At 65.3% G+C, this 20,167-nt stretch carries 12 protein-coding genes and 1 pseudogene; 7 read left to right on the top strand and 6 right to left on the bottom strand.

All coding sequences use genetic code 11. The annotated features are described in order from the left end of the window. The first annotated feature begins 146 nt into the window (after positions 1–146). Positions 147–350, top strand: coding sequence for a YdcH family protein (locus tag VC212_RS21630; protein ID WP_055854679.1), 204 nt, complete (start codon positions 147–149; stop codon positions 348–350). A 614-nt stretch (positions 351–964) separates the two neighbouring features. On the opposite strand, the gene VC212_RS21625 is transcribed toward VC212_RS21630, so the two are convergent. From VC212_RS21625 to VC212_RS21615, 3 genes are all read right to left on the bottom strand, one after another. Continuing rightward, on the bottom strand, positions 965–1,945 hold the full coding sequence (locus VC212_RS21625; protein ID WP_055854676.1) for a zinc-binding dehydrogenase: 981 nt from the start codon (positions 1,943–1,945) through the stop codon (positions 965–967). A 742-nt stretch (positions 1,946–2,687) separates the two neighbouring features. Beyond that, entirely contained in the window at positions 2,688–5,360 is a 2,673-nt protein-coding gene (gene plsB, locus VC212_RS21620; protein WP_115554999.1) for a glycerol-3-phosphate 1-O-acyltransferase PlsB, read from the bottom strand. Next, complete coding sequence (locus VC212_RS21615) at positions 5,360–6,334, bottom strand: hypothetical protein (RefSeq protein WP_323526914.1); 975 nt, start codon at positions 6,332–6,334, stop codon at positions 5,360–5,362. The genes plsB and VC212_RS21615 overlap by 1 nt, the downstream gene beginning before the upstream one ends. Positions 6,335–6,740: 406 nt before the next feature. On the opposite strand from VC212_RS21615, the gene VC212_RS21610 reads away from it, so the two are divergent. From VC212_RS21610 to VC212_RS21595, 4 genes are all read left to right on the top strand, one after another. Continuing rightward, on the top strand, positions 6,741–7,793 hold the full coding sequence (locus VC212_RS21610) for a LacI family DNA-binding transcriptional regulator (protein WP_115529324.1): 1,053 nt from the start codon (positions 6,741–6,743) through the stop codon (positions 7,791–7,793). A 166-nt stretch (positions 7,794–7,959) separates the two neighbouring features. Beyond that, complete coding sequence (locus tag VC212_RS21605; protein ID WP_323526913.1) at positions 7,960–10,995, top strand: TonB-dependent receptor; 3,036 nt, start codon at positions 7,960–7,962, stop codon at positions 10,993–10,995. A gap of 315 nt (positions 10,996–11,310) precedes the next feature. Further along, entirely contained in the window at positions 11,311–14,343 is a 3,033-nt protein-coding gene (locus VC212_RS21600; protein WP_323526912.1) for a TonB-dependent receptor, read from the top strand. Between the two features lie 27 nt (positions 14,344–14,370). Further along, positions 14,371–15,969 (top strand): tryptophan halogenase family protein, encoded by a 1,599-nt coding sequence (locus VC212_RS21595; protein ID WP_323526940.1) that lies wholly within the window; start codon positions 14,371–14,373, stop codon positions 15,967–15,969. A gap of 348 nt (positions 15,970–16,317) precedes the next feature. Here VC212_RS21595 and pyrF read toward each other — a convergent pair whose 3' ends face one another. Next, positions 16,318–17,049: an orotidine-5'-phosphate decarboxylase gene (gene pyrF, locus VC212_RS21590; RefSeq protein ID WP_323526911.1), complete on the bottom strand. Its 732-nt coding sequence runs from the start codon at positions 17,047–17,049 to the stop codon at positions 16,318–16,320. Further along, positions 17,046–18,011 (bottom strand): 5'-nucleotidase, lipoprotein e(P4) family, encoded by a 966-nt coding sequence (locus VC212_RS21585; RefSeq protein WP_323526910.1) that lies wholly within the window; start codon positions 18,009–18,011, stop codon positions 17,046–17,048. The genes pyrF and VC212_RS21585 overlap by 4 nt, the downstream gene beginning before the upstream one ends. Before the next feature lie 310 nt (positions 18,012–18,321). Between VC212_RS21585 and VC212_RS21580 the strand changes: the two genes are divergently transcribed. Together VC212_RS21580 and VC212_RS21575 are read left to right on the top strand one after the other, a co-directional pair. Further along, on the top strand, positions 18,322–18,978 hold the full coding sequence (locus tag VC212_RS21580; protein WP_055854651.1) for a YceH family protein: 657 nt from the start codon (positions 18,322–18,324) through the stop codon (positions 18,976–18,978). Positions 18,979–19,003: 25 nt separating this feature from the next. Continuing rightward, positions 19,004–19,180, top strand: a pseudogene (locus tag VC212_RS21575) (hypothetical protein); the annotation flags it as partial. Between the two features lie 134 nt (positions 19,181–19,314). On the opposite strand, the gene VC212_RS21570 reads toward VC212_RS21575, so the two are convergent. Next, positions 19,315–20,166 carry an STM4011 family radical SAM protein gene (locus VC212_RS21570; RefSeq protein WP_323526909.1) on the bottom strand — a complete coding sequence of 284 codons (852 nt, stop codon included), beginning with the start codon at positions 20,164–20,166 and terminating at the stop codon, positions 19,315–19,317. Between the last annotated feature and the right edge of the window lies 1 nt (position 20,167).

The raw sequence follows: 20,167 nt of genomic DNA, 5'->3' as shown, positions 1-20,167 counted from the left end.
CCTTTCTCGACGGCCGTGGCCGCGCGGCAATGATGGGGTGAGGCGCGCCGCCGTTATCCCCAACGACGCACACGCATTGTCGCAGCCTGCGGCCACTTGGCAAGCGCGGGTGACGCGGGTCGCCCGGGGTTGTGTATGCTCGGGGCGTGGAAACCCTCTCACCCGCCGAGATCGTCGAACAGATCGCCGAGTTGCGACGCACGCACCGTGCGTTGGACGACGAAATCCAGCGCATGCCCGCGAACCTGGAAGACGAGCTGCAGATGAAGCGCCTGAAGAAGCGCAAATTGCAGATCAAGGACTGCATTATTCGGCTGGAAATGGAGCTGGTGCCCGACGAGCCCGCTTGAGGCGTTGGGGGCTTTGCCCGGACCTGGACCTTCGTTGCGAGGGCAGGTGCGCTTGGACCCGCGCTTCGGTGTCAGGTGTCCGGCGATCCTTTACAGGCGCTGGTCTGGCGTGACCTAGGCTGATCGACTTTGTAGCAGTGGTGAAGCAGCACGCGGAGTGGACGCACCGTGCCTCGCAAGCCGTCCCCTCACCCCCAACCCCTCTCCCGCAGGCGGGAGAGGGGCTTCAGAGCAGCGATCGGCGGACTGCCTTCTCCCGCCTGCGGGAGAAGGTGCCCCGCAGGGGCGGATGAGGGGACGGGCGCGATTCGAATCGGTTTACAGGTTTGAATTTGTCTACGGACATGGGGCCCGATTTCGGTCCTTCTGCTGCACCTTCTGCTGCCCGGCGCTGCTCCTGCCCTGTTCCGGATTTGAGTGCAGATGCAGTTGGGTGTGGATTCGGATTGGAGTACAAAAGCGAGTGCGGCGTCGGTCGTGGTCGCCACAGATTCCTACCCTGGCCGCGTTGTTCCACTCTGGCCGCAGTTGCTCTACTTCGGCCGCACACGGACTGCTCCGATCACGACCAGCCCCGAACCTCCTGACACTCTTTTTGCTAAGCCACGCGCCTGTCAGCCAGCACGCAACAGGATCTTGCCGCGCCGGCCTGGCTCGTCACTTGCCGCCGCCGCCTTGGCCGCATCTTTCAGGTCGAACACCGCTTCCACCGGCAAGACCAGGCTGCCATCGACGGCGGCCTTCAACAGCTCGCCGATCATGCGGCGCTTGTCCTCTGATTTTGTGGCCTGCATCACCTTACTGCCCCAGAAGCCGCGCACGGTCGCCTGCTTGAAAATCACATCGCCGCTGGAGATCTGCAGCGGCTCGCCGGTCATCGACCCGAACGACACCAGCTCGCCGCCTTCGGCCAGCAGCCCCATCAAGTCGCCGGCAGCACTGCCGGCGACCGAATCGACGGCGCGGATGATCGGCGCATCGCCGGCCAGCGCGCGCACGGTGTCCTGCCAGCCGTCCTGCGCGGTGGAAACAGCATTGCCGATGCCCAGCGCCTTGAGTTCGTCCACGCCCGCATCGCGGCGGACCAGGTTGATCACGTTGATGCCGCGTGCGGCGGCAAGCATGGCCACGGTCTTGCCGACGGCGCCATTGGCGGTGTTCTGCACGATCCAGTCGCCTTTTTCCACGCGCAGGAATTCGATCAGCATCAGGGCGCTCAGGGGCATGGCGATCAACTGGCAACCGCGGTCGTCGTCCAGTGCGTCGGGCAGCGGGACCACGCCGGCTGCATCGGCCAGGAAATACTCGGCCCAGCTTTCGTGGACGCCGGCCGCGACCACGCGCTGCCCGGTCTGCAGGCCTTCCACGCCCTCGCCCAGGGCGTCAATGACGCCGGCCCCTTCGCTGCCACCGATCGCCGGCAGTTCCGGCTTGTAGCCGTAGTTGCCGCGCACGGTCCACAGGTCGTGGTTGTGGATGGGTGAGCGGCGCATGGCGATGCGCACCTGCCCCTTACCGGGCTGCGGCACGGGCCGCTCGCCGAGTTCAAGCACCTTGGCGGGATCGCCGAATTGGGTATGGATGGCTGCGCGCATGGAATCTCCTGCCAAGCGCATCCGCATTGCGATGCGCTCGATCACTGTAAAAGGTGGTTCGATGCTATCGACATGCGCGCAAGCGGCTGATGAAACGAACGCAACTGTTGTGTGAAATCGTGGGGTGCTGCGGATCTATGTCTGGTGAGGGGCGATGTGCTGCATGGCTGCATGGTTACCTGTAGCCGTACCCTCATCCGGCGCTACGCGCCACCTTCTCCCGGTGGGAGAAGGAGTCATCGGGTCGTGGGATAGGGAGCGAATCGATGTGTGGTGAGGGGTGATGTGCTGCATGGCTGCACGGTTGCCTGCAGCCGTACTCTCATCCGGCGCTATGCGCCACCTTCTCCCGGTGGGAGAAGGAATCATCGGGTCGTTGGATAGGGTGCGAATCGATGTGTAGTGAGGATCGATGCGCTGCATGGCTGCATGGTTGCCTGCAGCCGCACCCTCATCCGGCGCTGTGCGCCACCTTCTCCCGGTGGGAGAAGGAGTCACCGGGTCGTTGCTGCAGGTGGGGTGCCTTGATGCCGCGCTGGTGTTTTGTCTATGCCGCGCGCGTGTCGTGTCTCTGCCGCGCTGTCCCGCTTCAGCGGCAACACCGCGTTCGATTTGCGGCGGCCGCACTGCGGCGCGCGATGTCGCACCATTTCCAACTCGACCGAACGGGAACAGTGCGTCATCGCCAAGCATTGCCGCGCGCTTTGCCACGCGCGCGGCTCTTACCGCCAAGACCGCCGCCTCACTCCGGCGGCAACACCACATCCGGTTTCACCGCTTCCGGGCTGACCCGCTCGATGGTGTGGCGCAGTTCGCGGCCGAGGATGAACTTGGCATCCTTGGCCCATGCATCCAGCCGCTCATCGAACAGCAACTTGCTGTTCTCGTCCGGCCAGACCAGGCGCAGTTCGCGCAGTTTCTGGATGAAGCTGCGGAACAGGGTCTTGTCGAAGAACTCCGGCGCGGCAGGTGCATACAACAGGCTCAAACGCTGCGCCGCCTGTTGGCACAGGCTTTCCAGTTCGCCAGCGCCGAGCACGCCGGGGCCGTTCTTCACCAGCACCGAAATGGCGATGTAATAGCGCTCGAATGCCTGTTGCAGCGAGTGGCCAATCGCGCGCAGACGGAACACTTCATCGGTCTGCCCGGTGTTGCGGGTCAGGATGCCGCCGTCGTCTTCGGTGACATTGAGTAGCAGGCCTTCGCGCACGAACATGTCGATGGTCTGTTCGATGCGTTCGGCAAAGCGGTCTTCGCTCCACGGCAGGAACAGCTCGGCCTGCAGGAACGGGTACACCGTGCGACCCAGCCGGATCAGACCAGCGCGGCTCATGCGGCGGTTGTTCTGGAAGCAGCACGCCACCCACGACGATGCGGTGAACAAATGCAGCACGTTGTTGCGGAAGTAGCTCAGCAGCACCGCGGTATCGCCGCTGACGCTGAGCACATCGCCCAGCGGGTGCGACACGCGCGTGAGCACGTTGATCTCTTCGGCGTGAGTGATGATGCGTGCCGGGGTATGCGGAGTCACCGTGACGCGGTCCGAATACGGCATCTCCGCCAGCAGTTTCTTGCACAACTCGATTTGCGCGATCAGATCCGCCTCGCCCATCGCGTGCTTGGGCGTGGACAGCAGCGCCAGCGCCAACAGGTTGATCGGGTTGACGTCGGCCGCGCAGTTGATGCGGGTCTGGATCTGCGTGGACAAGGTATCCACCGCCGGTGCCAGCCAGCTGGGTTTTGCATCTTCCGGCAGCGGTTGGCCGTCCCAGTCCGGGGCGTGCTTGGCCAGCACGTCGTTGAGCGCGATCGGCTCGCCGAAGTTCACCACCACCTGGCCGTAGTTCTGCTTGAGCACCTTGGGGATCGACCACAGCAGGCCCCAGATGGATTCTTTTTCCTTGGGCCGGCCGGTGAGCTCGTCGAGATAGCTGTTGCCTTCCATCAGCTTCTCGTAGCCGATGTAGACCGGCTGAAACAGCACCGGCTTGCGCGGCTGACGCAGATAAGCGCGCAGCGTCATCGCGATCATGCCGCCCTTGGGCTGCAACAGACGCCCGGTGCGCGAGCGTCCACCTTCGACGAAGTATTCGATCGAATAGCCGCCGGCCACCAGCTGCGCGACGTATTCGCTCAGCACCGCCGAATACAGTGCATTGCCACGGATGCTGCGGCGGATGAAGAAGGCGCCGCCCTTGCGCAGCAGCGTGCCCACCACCGGCAGATTGAGGTTGATGCCGGCCACGATGTGCGGCGGCACGATGCCGCGTTCGTACAGCAGGTAGCTCAGCAGCAGGTAATCCATGTGGCTGCGGTGGCTGGGCACGTACACCACTTCGTGTCCGGGCGCGGCCTGCTTGAGCTTGTCCAGGTGATGCACCAGCACGCCGGCGTAGATGCGATTCCACACATGGGTGAGCAGGAAGCTGGCCGAACGCACTACCGGGCTGGAATAGTCGGCGGCGATTTCCCACGCGTAGGCATGCGCCTTGCGCCAGGCATCGACCGGCTTGGAGTTGTCGCGCTTGGCCTGGGTGGCGATGGCTTCGCGTACCGAGTCGGCGGCCAGCACCTGGTCCACCAGCAGGCGGCGGGTGGACAGATCCGGCCCGATCACCGCCTCGCGGATACGGCGGAAATGCGTACGCAACACGCGCTGCAATTTGCGCAAGGTGCGCTCGGGCGGCAGACCTTCGGCCATGGTCTGGCGCAGCGAGATCGGCGGGGCGAAGCGCACGATGGTGGTGCGGCCGTTGAGCAGCACCGCCAGCAGGCGGCGGAACCGGCCGACCAGCGCCCAGTTTTCCGAGAACAACACCGCGAACCAGCCGCTCTGCTTGTCCGGTGCACGCCCGACGAAGATCGATACCGGCACCAGATGCACGTCCAGATCGGCGCGCACCCGATGCGCCTGCAGCAGCTTGGCCAGCGAGTCGGAATGGGTCTTGCCGCCGCGCTGTTCGGGAATCAGCGAATTGCTGCTGCTACGCCGCGACAGCGCCAGGTAGGCGCGCTTGCGCTGCAGCGGGTCGCCCGGCAGTGGCACCAAGGGCGATGGCAGGCCGGCCTCGCGGCAGGCCTTGTCCAGGATCAGGGCGCTGGACAGACCGTAGTCCTCCAGCACGTAAACCACCTGGGTGCCGTCGTCGTAGCGGGCGAGCGGTTCCGGCTCGATGGTCAGGCTCAGCCACGGGTCGGCCAGGCGCCCGAGCAGGCGCGCCCACCACGGGCGCTTGGCCTGACGTGCAGTGGCCAGCAGCGGCGCTGTCGACGCCGATGCTTCCGGCGGCACCGGGGCGGCGGTGGGCAACGGCAGGGCGGCCGCGCTCGCGCCGGGGTCGGCAGCGACCGGGGTGGTCGGGGCAGGCTGGCCGTCCGGAAACGGCAGGGGGTTCTGTTCTGGCATCGCGGTCATTATCGCCCAGCCGGGCGTTGCCCGGCGTCTGGGGCCGGTACAGGCGGTAGCAGCGCCGTATCGGGGCCTGCCGCAGCATCGGGTAAGGGCTTGGCCGGCATGGCGTCGAGCAGCGCCTGTATCTCGTTCTGGGTCTGCTGCTGGTACCAGTGCCCATCGCGCTTGATCAGCGCCACGGTCAGGTCGATGGCGTGCGCCGCCAGCGGATAGCGCAGCCGCACCTGGGCGCTATCGCCGTCCTGCTTGATCAAGCCGGTGCGCAGCGCATCCAGGCTGGTGTCGATCGACAGGTCGTAGCGCTCCAGCACCTTTTTGCATGCCGCCCAGAACGGCCCCAGCCGGCGCAGGCTTTCTTCCATGCCCAGCCGTTGCAGGTCGGCGTCGGAGGTGATGCCAGTGGCGCGGGCCGCAGCCACCAGGTCGGCGATGCTGGCCTTGGCGCGCGGGCGATCGGCCAGCGGCGCGGTGGCCGCCCAGGCGCTCAGCGCGTCGACCAATTGCACGTAATGGGCGCGCTGCTCGGGCTGGTAATCGCTACGGCTGCGCAGGTACTGCACGCCGAACTGGCCCAGCGACTGCGCGGCCTGGGCGATGCCGCGCGACTGCCCGGCCAGCTGCGCGTCGAACGCCTGCTGCAGACGGCGCTCGGCATCGGGTGCCGACAACGACCCCAGCAGCGCACCGACTTCGTTGGGCAGCGGCAGCTCGGTCAGCGGCCAGCGGCTGGCACCGCTGCGCCAGGCCGCTTCCAACTGGGTGTATTGCGCAGGCGTCACCCGGATCCGCGCATAGGCGACCAGATCGTTGCGGCGCAACGGCAGGGTCATCGACTGCATCGCGGCGGCCGGCTCGGCCTTGGCACCGGGCAAAGGGGCGGCAGTGTCGTTGCGCTGGCAGCCGCCAATGCACAGCGCAGCCAGCAGCACCCACGCAATGGACTGACACCGGCCGGCGCGGACGGTAAATGGCGACATGCGCACGATGTTCCCCTGATCGATCGGCGCATCTTGCTGTCTGAATGCATTGGCGGCAAGGCGCGACGCTGCCGTACGCAAAGGTATGGACCAAAGATGTTAGGTTTTCGTGGTTTCCTGCACGATGTCAGCCGGTGTCCGACATTGGCTGCTGTTGTCTTATTCGGACAACTTTGTCCACCCACCAGGTCGCAGCCCTTGTCCCAGCTATGTTTGACCCAATGGTGCGGCGCATCATGTAAGCGCTTGCAGTTCCTGCTAGCGTGCGCGCCATCTCGCTTCGAGGTCGCCATCGGATGGGGCCGATGACATTCATGAGCCTGTGCGACACGAACGTTCTGCGCCAGCAGACCGTGCGCCCTGTGCTGGCGTACGGTCGCCACCGCCTTGTTTTGGAGAAAGCGCCATGAGTCGGCCCCGTTCGGAAGGCGGCAGCGTCACCATCAAGGATGTGGCGCGCGAGGCGCAGGTGTCGGTGGCCACGGTGTCGCGCACCATGAACGGGCATCAGCACGTGGCCGAGTCGGTCCGCGAGCGCGTGCTGCAGGTGGCGCGGGCGCTGAATTACATCCCCCATCACGCTGCGCGTAGCCTGAGCAGCCGTCGCACCCACACCATCGGGGTGGTGTTGCCGGATCTGCATGGCGAGTTCTTTTCCGAATTGATCCGTGGCATCGACCAGGTGGCGCGCGACCAGGGCTATCACTTGCTGGTGTCCAGTTCGCATGGCGACCCGCAAGCGCAGCGGCGCGCCCTCGAACGCCTGCCCGGGCGCGTGGATGGCGTGGTGGTGATGTCGCCATCGCTGGGCGATTCGGGCGTGCACGAAGACGCATTGCCCGGCGGCCTGCCGGCGGTGCTGCTCAACTGCGCCGGCCGCGCCAGCCAGCGCCCGGTGCTCAATGTCGACAACTACGGCGGCGCGCGGGTGATGACGCGCCATCTGCGCGACAGCGGCCACCGCCGCATTGCCTTCATCGCCGGCCCGGCCGACAACTTCGACGCGCACGAGCGCCTGCGCGGCTATCGCGACGAGCTGGCGCTGGATGCGGATGCGCAGCCGTGGGTGCTGCCGGGCAACTTCGATGAAGAATCCGGCTACCGCGCCGGCCAGGCGCTGGCGCAGGACGTGCATCCGGATGCGGTGTTCGCCGCCAACGACATGATGGCGCTGGGCTGCCTGTTTGCGCTCGGCCATGCCGGGTTGAAAGTGCCGCAGGACATCGCGCTGGCCGGCTTCGACGATGTGCCGATGGCGCGTTACGTGCTGCCTGCGCTGACCACCATGCGGGTGGATATCGCCGGGCTGGGCGCGCGTGCGCTGCGCTTGCTGCTGGGCCAGCAGTTGGTGGATGCACCCGCGCCGCCAGCCGATGCCGCGCCGCCGGCGTTTTCGGAAATGGTGCCTGAGCTGATCGTGCGTGCGTCCAGCGCGCCGCGCGCCTCGCCTGGCGGCTGACACCATGCGCCACGTCGCATCTTCACGAATTCTTTGCAGTTTCTTATGCTTTTTATAACGCCTGTCGTTTGTTTGTTGCCGTTCTGCTGTCTTTGAAACAACGCACCACCCGCGCCACGCCGACCACTTTGCCGGTACGCGCCTGACCCCTGGGAGGGGGAAAGTCATGAAGACCTACCGCACCGTGTCCACCCTGCCGGCACGCAGCCTGTTGTGCTGCGCCCTCGCCGCTTCGTTGTTGTCCGCCGCTCCGGCGATGGCCCAGTCCAGCAATGCCACATTGCGCGGACAGGTGACCACGTCCCAGGCAGGCACCACCGTGACCGCGACCAATGTCGCCAGCGGCGCGGTGCGACGAGTGACCACCGGTACGGACGGGACTTATGCGCTGGTCGGCCTGCCGCCGGGCACCTACAAAGTGGATGCCGGCCCGGGCACCGAAAAGACCGTGACCCTGTCGGTGGCCTCCTCGGTCAGCCTGGACCTGGGCGGCGGCGATGCGACGGCCACGGCGCCGGTCGGCGACGCCACCACGCTGGACGCGGTGCAGGTCACCGCCACCACGCTGCAGGAGGTCAAGACCTCCGAGGTGGGCACCAACATCTCGTTGAAGCAGATCAACACGGTGCCGCAGCTGACGCGCAACTTCCTGGAATTTGCCGACACCGTGCCGGGCATGCAGTTCGAGACCGATGCCAACGGCAACAGCCGCATCCGCGGCGGTGCGCAGGCCAGTTCGGCGGTCAACGTCTATATCGATGGCGTGGGCCAGAAGAGCTATCTGTTCGGCGGCGTCTCCGGCCAGCAGCAGAGCGCGGGCAACCCGTTCCCGCAGTTGGCGATCGGCGAGTACAAGGTCATCACCTCCAACTACAAGGCCGAGTTCGATCAGGTCGGGTCGGCGGCGATCGTGGCGTCCACCAAGTCCGGCGGTAACGAATTCCACGGCGAAATTTTCGGGCGCACCACCAACACCGATTTCCGCGCCCGCCAGGCCGACGAGCGCGCCGGCGCGCCCAACGCCGACGGTAACAAGCGCAAGACTCACCAGGACGAATACGGCTTTGCGCTGAGCGGGCCGATCGTCCAGGACAAGGCGCACTTCTTCTTCAGCTACGAAGGCAAGGGCTTTGAAGTCTCGGCCAACCCGGTTGCGGTGCCGGACGCCTTCAGCGCACTGCGCGACGATTTGCCGGCCGGCGTGCAAAGCCGCCTGGGCTCGGTCACCCGTCCGTTCAACGAAGACCTGTACTTCGGCAAGATCGATTGGGACATCGGCGACAACGACCGCCTGGAGCTCACCGCCAAGGTGCGCGACGAAGAAAGCCGCGACAGCGTGGGCGACCAGAACACCGCCATCGCCGCCAAGACCAATCTCAATTCCGAAGAACGCTACGACCTGCGCTGGCAGCATTTTGGCGAGAACTACGTCAACGAAGCACGGGTGTCGTATGAAGACGTGCTGTTCAACCCAACCGCCTACACCATCGGCAGCCAGACCGTGTACACACGCGGCATCGCCGAAGACGATGTGCTGCTCAACGACGATGCCACCAGCGGCCTGGCGATTCAGCGCAAGGGACAAAAAGGCCCCAGCTTCCAGAACGACCTGACCTTCAACAACATCGAGTGGCACGGCAGCCACGTCATCAAGATGGGCGTGAAGTACAAGGAAGTGGAGTTGACCCAGAGCGAAAATTCCGCGGCCAACCCGTCGTTCTACTACGCGGTGACCGATGGCGCGGGCACTGCGCCCATTCCCTACCAGGTGCGCTTCAATCTGCCGTTTGCCGGCGCCGCGCCGTCGGTGACCACCACCAGCAAACAGCTGGGCCTGTACCTGCAGGACGATTGGGACGTCAACGACAAGTTGCAGTTGAACATCGGTGTGCGCTGGGATGGCGAAAAGATTCCGTCCTACCTGGACAACGTGACCCCGCCGGAAGTGATCGCCGCATTGAACGGCCCCGGCACCAACCCGGCGGTCAGCGCCACCTATGCCGAACAACTGGCCAAGGGTGGCGTGAACATCAACGACTACATCAGCAACGGCCGTAATCGCAAACAAGACAACAACAATTTCGCGCCGCGCCTGGGCTTTTCCTACGACTTCCGTGGCGACGAATCGCTGGTGCTGTTCGGTGGCGCCGGGCGCAGCTACGACCGCAATCTGTTCGACATCATGGGCCTGGAGCAGGTCAAGTCGGCGCTGTCGCAGTACACCGTCCGCTTTGTCGAATCCTCCGCTTGCACCCCGGCTGCCGGCACCTGCACCAACTTCAATCCGTCCTTTGTCAGCAACCCGGACAGCCTGGGCGGCCTGGTCAATGCACGTGTGCGCAACGGCGAGATCGACCTGCTCAACAACGATCTGAAAACGCCGTATTCGGACCAGTATTCGCTCGGCCTGCGCACGCGCGTGGGCGAGTGGAGCAACTCGGCGACGGTGTCGTACATCCACAGCAAGGACGGTTTGATCTTGACCTTGGGCAATCGCTTTCCCAATGGCGATTTCTTCCAGGCCGGTGCGCAGCCGTGGAGCCAGCCGCCGCAAGGCTTCGGCAACCTGATCATCGGCAACAACGGTGTCGAAACCAAGACTGCGCAGCTGCTGCTGTCCACCGACAAGGCCTACACCAAGGAAAGCGGCTGGGGCCTGACCGCCGCCTACACGTTCTCGCACGCACGCGGTAACCGCGGCAACGACGATCAGTACGGCTTCGATGCGGCGACGATCGCCAACTACCCGTTCCTGGATCTGAACTCGGTGCCGCGCCACCGGCTGGTGCTCACCGGCATCTACGATCTGTTCTGGGGCATCAGCGCCTCGGCCAAGCTGACCCTGGCCACGGTGGCGCCGCGCAACGAGGCGGTGTCGTTCGACCAGTACGGCGGCCCGACATCGGACAACATCCGCATCGTGTCGGTGGATGCACCGGGCGGCAAGTTCCTGGCCGGCGGCGACATCTTCGGTACGCGCCAGTTGGATCTGTCGTTGTCCAAGGACATGCATGTCACCGATGCACTCACCGTGCAGGTGCGTGGCGATCTGATAAATGCGCTGAACTTCCGCAACTACGACCAGTACGCCATCGACTGGGGCAATGCCGGCGTGTATAGCCCGCGCGTGAGCATCAACCAGTACGGCGCGATCTCCACCCCGCCCCGTACCTTGTTCATGAGCGCCCGCATCATCTGGTAAGCCGGCCCCGCGATCTGCACCACCGACTGGTGCAGATCGCAGGTGTCGCACGCTTCTGTTTTCCCGCGCACGGAGATCGCGCCGTTCTGGACTGGTAACGCTTACTGGTTCGGTGCGGCGCATGCCGCGACGCATCCCGTATAGCGCACTGACTGCGCGCTGCGCCCCGCAACGTTTGCGCCTTTTCCGTTTTTGTTTGCAGTTGCTGTTGTTTGTTGCGTTGCCCGTTGTCCCGTCTCACTCACATCAAAGTACCAACCTCGACGCGCCAGTCACTCCACTGGTTCGCGCTTTACCCCTGGGAGGGGGAAAGTCATGAAGAAGCACCGCACCGTCTCCACCCTGCCGGCACGCAGCCTGTTGTGCTGCGCCCTGGCCGCCTCGTTGTTCGCCACTACCCCGGCCATGGCCCAGTCCAGCAACGCCACGTTGCGCGGCCAGGTCGCTTCCGCGCAGAGCGGCAGCGAAGTCGTCGTCACCAATATCGCCACCGGCTCGGTGCGTCGTGCGCCGGTCAATGCGAACGGCAACTACACCATCGTCGGGTTGCAGCCGGGTACCTACAAGGTCGAGTCCAACGGCGTCAGCCGCACGGTGACCTTGTCGGTGGCCTCCAGCGCCACTGTCGACCTGGGCACCGAGACGGCTGCACCGGCCGGCGATGCGACCACGCTGGAGACGGTGACGGTCAGCGCGCCGATGATTCGCGACGTCAAGACGTCCGAGGTGGGGAACACGGTGTCGCTGCGCCAGATTCAGCAGTTGCCGCAAGCCACGCGCAACTTCCTGGAGTTTGCAGACACAGTGCCCGGCATGGTGTTTCAGGTGGACGGCAACGGCAACACCAAGCTGCGCGGCGGTGCGTCCAACGCCAGTGCCGGCAATCTGTACATCGATGGCGTGGGCCAGAAGAGCTACGTGCGCAGTGGCGGCGTCGCCGGCCAGAGCGACACGCAAGGCAATCCGTTCCCGCAGCTCGCTATTGGCGAGTACAAGGTGATCACCTCCAACTACAAAGCCGAATACGGCCAGATCAGTGGCGCGGCGATCACCGCGGCCACCAAGTCCGGCACCAACGAGCTGCACGGCGAAGTGTTCTATCGCTACACAGATCAGGATCTGCGCGATAAGCGGCCCGACGAGGAAGACAACGGCAAGATCGACTCGCAGACCAAGGAATACGGGTTTGCGTTGGGCGGGCCGATCATCCAGGACCGCATGCATTTCTTCGTTGCCTACGAGGGCAAGGAAAACGTTGCGCCCAAGAGCGTGCAGCCCAGCGCAGAGGCGGCCACCTTCGTCAATCAGCTGCCGTCCAACCTGGCCAGCCAGTATGGCCCGGCCAACATGCCGTTCGAAGAAGACCTGTTCTTCGGCAAGATCGATTTCGAACCCACCGACCGCGATCGCATCGAGCTGAGCACGATCTACCGCGACGAAACCCAGACCGCCAATGTCGGCGGCACCAATACGCTGGCGCAGGCCACCGACAAGATCAACAAGGACAAGCGCACCAATCTGCGTTGGCAGCACAGCGCCGACAACTGGTTCAACGAAGTCATTGTCGGCACCGAGAATTCGGAGAACAATCCGACCCCGCGCACGCTGGGCAACGGCATCGTCTATACGTATTTCCAGCCACGTGCCGGCTCCACCGATATCGATGAGCGCACCTTTTTGACCACCGGCTCGGCGGGTGGCCTCAATGCGCAGCGCAAGAGTCAAAAAGGCTGGTTCATCCAGAACGATCTGACCTTCACCAGCTTCCAGTGGCACGGCGAACACACCATCAAGATGGGTGTGAACTACAAGGACATCGAGCTGACCTCGCAGGACGCCGCGGCGGTGAACCCGCAGTTCAGCTATCGCGTCAACGGTGGCAGCGTGGAGTCCACGCCGTACCGCGTGGACTTCGTGGCGCCGTACACCACGCCGGGCCAGCGCGCCACGGTGGTGTCGCCGTCCAAGCAGTACGGTATCTACCTGCAGGACGATTGGGCCGCCACCGACAAGCTGATGATCAACATCGGCGTGCGCTGGGATTACGAAGACACCCCGGCCTACACCAACTTCGTCACCTCGCCGGACTTTGTCACCGCGCTCTACGCCAACGATGCCGAAAACCCGGGCCAACCGTGGGCCAACCGCCTGTTGCCCAGCGGCATCAACGTGGCCGACTACATCAGCACCGGCAATAACCGCAAGAACTTCAAGGATGCCTGGGCGCCACGCTTCGGCTTCTCGTACGACTTCTTCGGCGATGAAAGCGCCATCCTGCACGGCGGTGCGGCGCGCTCGTACGACCGCAATCTGTTCGAACAGTTGGCACTGGAAACCAGCAAGGCGGCGTTGTCGCCGGTCGCGGTGTATTTCGAAAATCCGGCGTCAGGCCAGTGCTATCGCGCAGATCGCTCCTGCGTTGCATTCGACCCGCGCTATCTCAACGGTATCGATCAGCTCAACACCATTCCCGGTGTCAGTGGCAGCGCCGAGCTGTTTATGTTCAACAACAAGCTCAAGACGCCGTACAGCGATCAGTACAGCATCGGCATCACCAATCAGGTGGGCGATTGGTTGACCGATGTGACCTTCCAGCGCGTGCTGAGCTACGACGGGTTTGCGATGGGTTTGATCAACCGCTACCCGGATGGTTCGTACTTCCAGAATGGCAATGTGCCGTGGGGCGAGCCGGTGCCGGGCTATCAGAACACCATCCTGGGCACCAACGGCCTGGAGCAGCGCAACAGCCAGGTGCTGCTGTCGGCCGACAAGCCGTACACCAAGGAATCCGGTTGGGGCCTGACCCTGTCCTACACGCACACCAGCGCGCGCCAGAACCGCAACATCGACGAGCCTTACGGCTTCGACAAGGCCACCATTCGCGACTATCCGTTCGTCAAATCCGACGCGGTGTCCGCGCATCGCTTTGTGGCCTCCGGCTCGATCGATGGCCCGTGGGGCGTGACGCTGGGTGCCAAGCTGGTACTGGCAACGCCCGAGCCGATCAACACGATCGCCTGCTTCGGCTTCACCGATCCCGATGGTGCGACCTGCCAGCAGGTGGGCGTCACGCCGCCGGGTAGCGGCAAGTTCCTGGTCGGTGGCGATATCTGGGGCTACCGCACGGTGGACTTCCAGGCCACCAAGGAGTTCACCGTTGTTGGCGACTTCAAGATGTCGGCGCGCGTCAACCTGCTCAATGCCTTCAACTTCAAGAACTACAGCGCGTATTCCTATAACAGCTTCGGCAGCAACGGGCAGTTCGATCCGGATATCAGCCTCAACACCAGCGGCGAGATCAACTACGTGCCGCGCAGCGTGGTGTTGGAAGTCGGCGCCAAGTTCTGATTGAGCGTCATCGCCACACGCGTGCGGCTGCGCGTGTGGTCTTCGCAACGGGGCCAGCTGGCCCCGTTCGTTTGTCCGTCCTCTCTCGATCAGGAACGTGCAGGCATGATCCCCGCTCCACTTCGCAACATCGTCATCGTCGGTGGCGGCACCGCCGGCTGGATGGCGGCCGCCGCCTTCGCGCGCGTGCTTGGCCCCACCTTCAACGTGCAGCTGATCGAGTCCGAGCAGCTCGGCACCGTGGGTGTCGGCGAAGCCACCGTGCCGCACATCAAGGCCTTCAATAACCTGCTCGGCATCGATGAGGCCGAGTTCGTGCGCCAGACCCAGGGCAGCTTCAAACTGGGGATCGAATTCGTCGACTGGCAACGCCCGGGCAGCGCGTATATCCATGGTTTCGGCACACAGATCGGCCATCCGCTCGGGCTGCTGCCATTCCATCAATACTGGATCAGGCAACAGCTACGCGGCAAAGCGCAGCCGTTGGGCGCGTACACGCTCAATACCGTGGCCGCGGCGCGCGGCAAGTTCATGACCTCGGCCGGCGATGTGCCGGCCACTTCGCCGCTGGCCAACATCGCCTACGCGTATCACTTCGATGCCTCGCTGTACGCGCGCTTCTTGCGCGGGTTTGCCGAAGCGCGCGGTGTGCGCCGCATCGAAGGCATGGTGGAGCAGGTGCAACTGCACCCCGAGTCGGGCCACGTGGTGTCGTTGCAGCTGGCGTCCGGCCAGGTCATCGCCGGCGATCTGTTTATCGATTGCTCGGGCTTTCGCGGCCTGTTGATCGAAGACGCGTTGCACACCGGCTACCACGACTTCACCCACTGGCTGCCGTGCGACCGCGCGCTGGCCGTGCCCTGCGAAAAGATCGGCCCGCCCACGCCGTACACGCGCTGCACCGCGCGCGCAGCCGGCTGGCAATGGCGTATCCCGCTGCAGCACCGCACCGGCAACGGCTACGTGTATTCCAGCGCGCACATCAGCGACGACGAAGCCGCCGCCAGCTTGCTCGCCAACCTGGATGGCGCGCCCTTGGGCGACCCGCGCCCGTTGCGCTTTACCACCGGCCGGCGCAAGCAGTGCTGGAACCGCAATGTGGTCGCGCTGGGCCTGGCCAGCGGTTTTCTGGAACCACTGGAATCGACCAGCATCCATCTGATCCAGTCCGGCATTTCCAAGTTGCTGGAGCTGTTTCCGCGGCAGGGCATCAGCCCGGTGCTGGTGCAGCGCTACAACGACCGGCTGGCGTTCGAGTTCGACCGCATCCGCGATTTCCTGCTGCTGCATTACCACGCCACCGAGCGCGACGACAGCGCGTTCTGGCGGCATTGCCGGACCATGCCGATCACCCCCGAGCTGCAGGCCACGCTGGACCTGTTCCGCGACAGCGGGCGGTTCTATCGCAATGCCGAAGAGATGTTCGCCGAGATCAGCTGGGTGCAGGTAATGGTGGGCCAGGGCATTCTGCCGACCGGTTACCACCCGCTGGTGGACCAGGTACCGGACACCGACGCCGAAGGCTTCCTGGCCAGCGTGGCGCAGACCATCAGCCACTGCGTGGACGTCATGCCGACCCACCAGCAGTTCATCGACCGCTATTGCAAGGCCGCGCCGGTGCGGTGAGCGCCCGCCGCTGCAGCGATCGGTACCGGGCGAGCGCTTCACGCCCTTGGCGAGGCAATGCAGGAGTTGCGTGCGATCGTGCCGAAGACGCCGCCCCCAGCACGGTGCGCAGTCGGGTGGCAGCGGCGCATCTGCGCCGGGCGACGGCCAAAAAAAAGGATCGGGCACAAGGCCCGATCCCTTCGAAAACCGGGACAAGCCCGGTGGACAATGAGTGGCACAGCTTCCGACTGACATCGGACGCGGCATGCTAACCAGACTTTAACGTTAAAGCAACACTTTAATTCTACCTGGTTAACTTGTTGATTTTGTTAGCAGCGCATGCGCTGGCGTACGGCACGCGTGTTGTCATTCCCGGTGCTGTCCGACCGCTACGCGGATTTCAGCCTGGATGGCGGCGGCCGCCGCTGCCGGGTCGGCGGCCAGGCGGATCGGCCGGCCGACGACAATCGCATCGGCGCCATCGGTGAAGGCCTGCGCCACGCCCACGGTGCGCTGCTGGTCGTCGCCGACCGGGCCGCCGGGACGGATGCCGGGGCAGACGATCGAAAAGGCGGGGCCGGTGGCGCGGCGGATCGGGCCGGCTTCCTGGCCGGAAGCGATCACGCCGTCGATGCCGGCGGCCTGGGCGGCCAGCGCGCGCTCCACCACCACGTCCACCGGTTCGCGGTCGATGCCCATGGCGGCCAGGTCCGGGCGCCCCATCGAGGTCAGCACGGTCACTGCCAGCAGTTGCATGTCGCCCTGGTTGGCCTCGGCGGCGGCCTGCAGCATGCCGGCGTGCCAGCCGTGCACGGTGCAATAGCTCACCGGCCATTGCGACAGGCGGCGGATGGTGCCGGCCACGGTGGCGGGGATGTCGAAGAACTTCAGGTCGACGAACACGCGCTTGTTGCGCTTGGCCAAGGCATCGAGCACATGGAAGTACTCGCCCGACGCCAGCAGCTCCATGCCGATCTTGTAGAAGGCCACCGAGTCGCCCAAGCGGTCCACCCAGGCGATCGCCTCGTCATGGCTGGGCACGTCCAACGCGAAGATCAGCCGCTCGTGCGCGGCCAGCGGCAAGGGGGGACGGCTCATCGTGCAAGCTCCAGTGCGGCGCGCTTGGCGTCGTGGCGGGTCTGCCGGGGTTGGGAATAATCGTTGTTGAACTGCGCCGGCTCCCAGCCGCCATAGCTGGGATTGGGCAGCATCCACCAGCGCTCGCCGAACCAGTCGTGGTACTGCTGCAGCAACGCGCCGCGCGCCTGGCTGGTGTTGGCGGTCACCTGGACGAAGTCGCCCAGCTGGTCGCCGAACTGCATCAGCACGCGGTAGGTCTGCCCGGCCAGCTGACGACGGCAGTTCTTCTCGCTGCCGTTCTGCTCGCAGCCTTGCACCACCGTGCCCAGGCCGAGAAACACGCTGTCGTCGGCCACCGGCAGGCCGGCGCTGCGCAGGTTGGCCAGGGTGGCGTCCTTGAGGTGCACGGCGCGGTTGGAGATGTAGATCAGGGTGATGCCACGGGCGTTGGCGGCCTTGGCGAAATCCACTACGCCGGGGATCGGCTTGGCCTTCTTCTCGGCCACCCACTGGTCCCAGCTCAATTCGTCGTACTCCTTGCCATCGCGCAGCAGGCGCGCCTGGTAGGGCGAGTTGTCCAGCACGGTCTCGTCCACGTCCAGCACCACTGCCGGCTTCAGGCCGGTAGCGGCATTGCCGCGTTCTTCCGGCACCAGCGCATCCCAATTGGGCTGCTTGAGCGCGGTATCGAGTTTGTCCGCCGCAGCGCGGTAGGTCTGCTCGGCCACCGCACGGTATTCCTCCGAGCGCTGCATCCACAGCACCGCGTTGAGGTTGTCGTCGCCGGCTGGGGCGGTGTTGGCAGTGGGCGTAGAGGCCTGTTTCGCCGCAGCGGCACTGGCTGCCGCGTTGGCCGACACGGCAGCGGCTTGCGCACGCTGGCCCATCTCCTCTTGGCCAGGCTTGCAGGCGCTCAAGGCCAGCGCGGTGCAGGCGAGCAAGGACAACGGTGCGTAAAGCGAGGGGCGCATGGCATCCACCAGAACAGGAGCGGTAATGAAGAGCGCAATTTTAGCGGGTTCGCGCCGCACCGCTCGCCGCTGCCGAAGGCGCTGCGTTCGAGAGCCGCAGAGGCACACCGCCGCTGGCCTGGTCGATCCGGGTTTTCGGTGCGACGGCCGGTGGCCGGATGGCGGCGTTGGTTGCGTCCCTGTGCGCGCGCCAGCTGCCGGCTCCGGCGCCGCAATGGCGTGTCCATACCGACGCGCCACGCTGCACGATCGCAGGGACCGAAGAACGCCGATGCCGGATCGGCATATCCTTGCGGGCTGATCGCCCCTGGAGCCACCCATGACAGAGACCTCGCCACCGCCCGTCCTCGATGCCGCTCAGGCCCGCGTGCTTGGTTGCCTGATCGAAAAGGAAGCGACCACCCCGGACGCTTATCCGCTCACCGTCAACGCTGCGCAGGTGGCCGCCAACCAGAAGACCGCGCGCGAGCCGGTGCTGAACCTGCAGACCGGCGTGGTGCATCACGCGCTGCGCCAGCTGGAAACCCTGGGACTGGTGCGCCAGCAGTTCTCCTCGCGTGCAGAACGTTACGAACACCGGCTGGGCAGCGTGCTGGATCTGACGCGCCAGCAAGTGGCCCTGATCGGCCTGCTGCTGTTGCGCGGCCCGCAGACCCTGGGCGAGCTGTTCGCGCGCAGCGAGCGGCTGGCCCGCTTCAACGATACCGACGACGTGCGCCATCACCTGGACCGGCTGATCCAGCGCAGCCTGGCGGTACAACTGCCGCGCGCCAGCGGCCAGCGCGAAGAGCGCTATGCGCATCTGCTCAGTGGCGAGCTGGATCTCGACGCGCTGCAGGCCGCAGCCGCAACGCGCGAAAGCACGCCACGCGGCGCCGACACCGCCGCCCTGGAAGCGCGGGTGCAGAGTCTGGAAGAGCAGCTGCAGGAACTGCGCGAGCAGGTGACCGAGCTGCGTACCCGCTTGGGCGAGTAAACGCGGGGATTGAAGCGACTGCGCCGCCGCGTCGTGGGTGGCGTGCTGCTTCCAGAACAACCGCCGCATGAGCCGCGCCGGTCTGATCCGGCTGGGTTGCACGGTGTACCCGTTCCTGCAGGCCGAGCTGTTCCTGCCATGGAGCGAAGACCGTTTTGCCGAACGCATCGAACAGACCATCGACATGTTCGTGCGCGAAGGCCAGGGCGCACGCCGCAGTCTTCGATGCAGCGTCACGTATGCACTTCGGTTCCTTCGCGCATCCACTCCGCCGGAGAACGCGCGTCAGCGGCTATCAGCCGCTCCGGGACGAATCACCGGTCTGCAGTGGCCAGCTCACGCCGTCGCCGGCACCCGTTCCAGCACGCCGCCTGCATAGTCGGCCTGGAACGGCAGGTCCGGCCGATGCGCATAGCCGATGAAGCAATCGCATCGGGCATTGGGGCAGCTGCGGGCACGTAGCTGCGTCGCGAAACTGCCGTCGTAGAGATTGCCCAGCGGCGTATCGACGAAGTGGCAGCGCCGCACGGTGCCGTCGCCATTCACCGACAACACCGATTCGCCGGTCAGGCAGGGCGCGCCGAAGCTGGGCGGCGGGGCGAGGTTGTAGCCGAAATGCGGATCGATCCGGCTCAAGCGCTGCACCTGCTCGGGCGTGTAGTAGTCGGGCGGACGCGGATCGAAGGCGTTGAGCCACATCGGCGTGGTGTCGGGCAAGGCCGCACGCAGCGCTTCGATCTCGTCCATGTGCGCGTGCGCGGCGACCATGCCCACGCTGTGGCGCACGCCGCGGTCGCGCAACGCCTGGCAGCGCCGCAGGAAGGCCGCGCGCGTCACCTGGCTGGGATGGTAGGTGCACCACAGCGCCAGGCGGTCGAGATTGGCCGCGTCGAGCCAGCGCATGCCCGTGCACAGGTTGGTCTGGATCGCCACGCGGCGTAGCTGCGGCAGCTGGCTCAGTTGCACCATCGCCTCGCGGTAATGCCGCCGCACCAGGCCCTCGCCCCAGGGCGTGAACAGGATCGACAACGGCCGCGTCTGCGCCTGTGCCCAGCCGACAAACCGCGCCAGATCCTGCGCGTCGCGACGCAGCGCGGCGGGGCTGTCGTAGGTCTTGGCGAACGGGCAGTAATCGCAGGCGTAGTTGCAGCTGCTCAGCCGGCCGCGATAGAGCAATGACAGATGCATC

Source organism: Xanthomonas sp. WHRI 8932A, from assembly GCF_035012785.1.
Taxonomy (GTDB): Bacteria; Pseudomonadota; Gammaproteobacteria; order Xanthomonadales; family Xanthomonadaceae; genus Xanthomonas.
The sequence above is the reverse complement of the archived record's forward strand: the minus strand, read 5'-3'. Positions and strand labels throughout refer to the sequence as shown.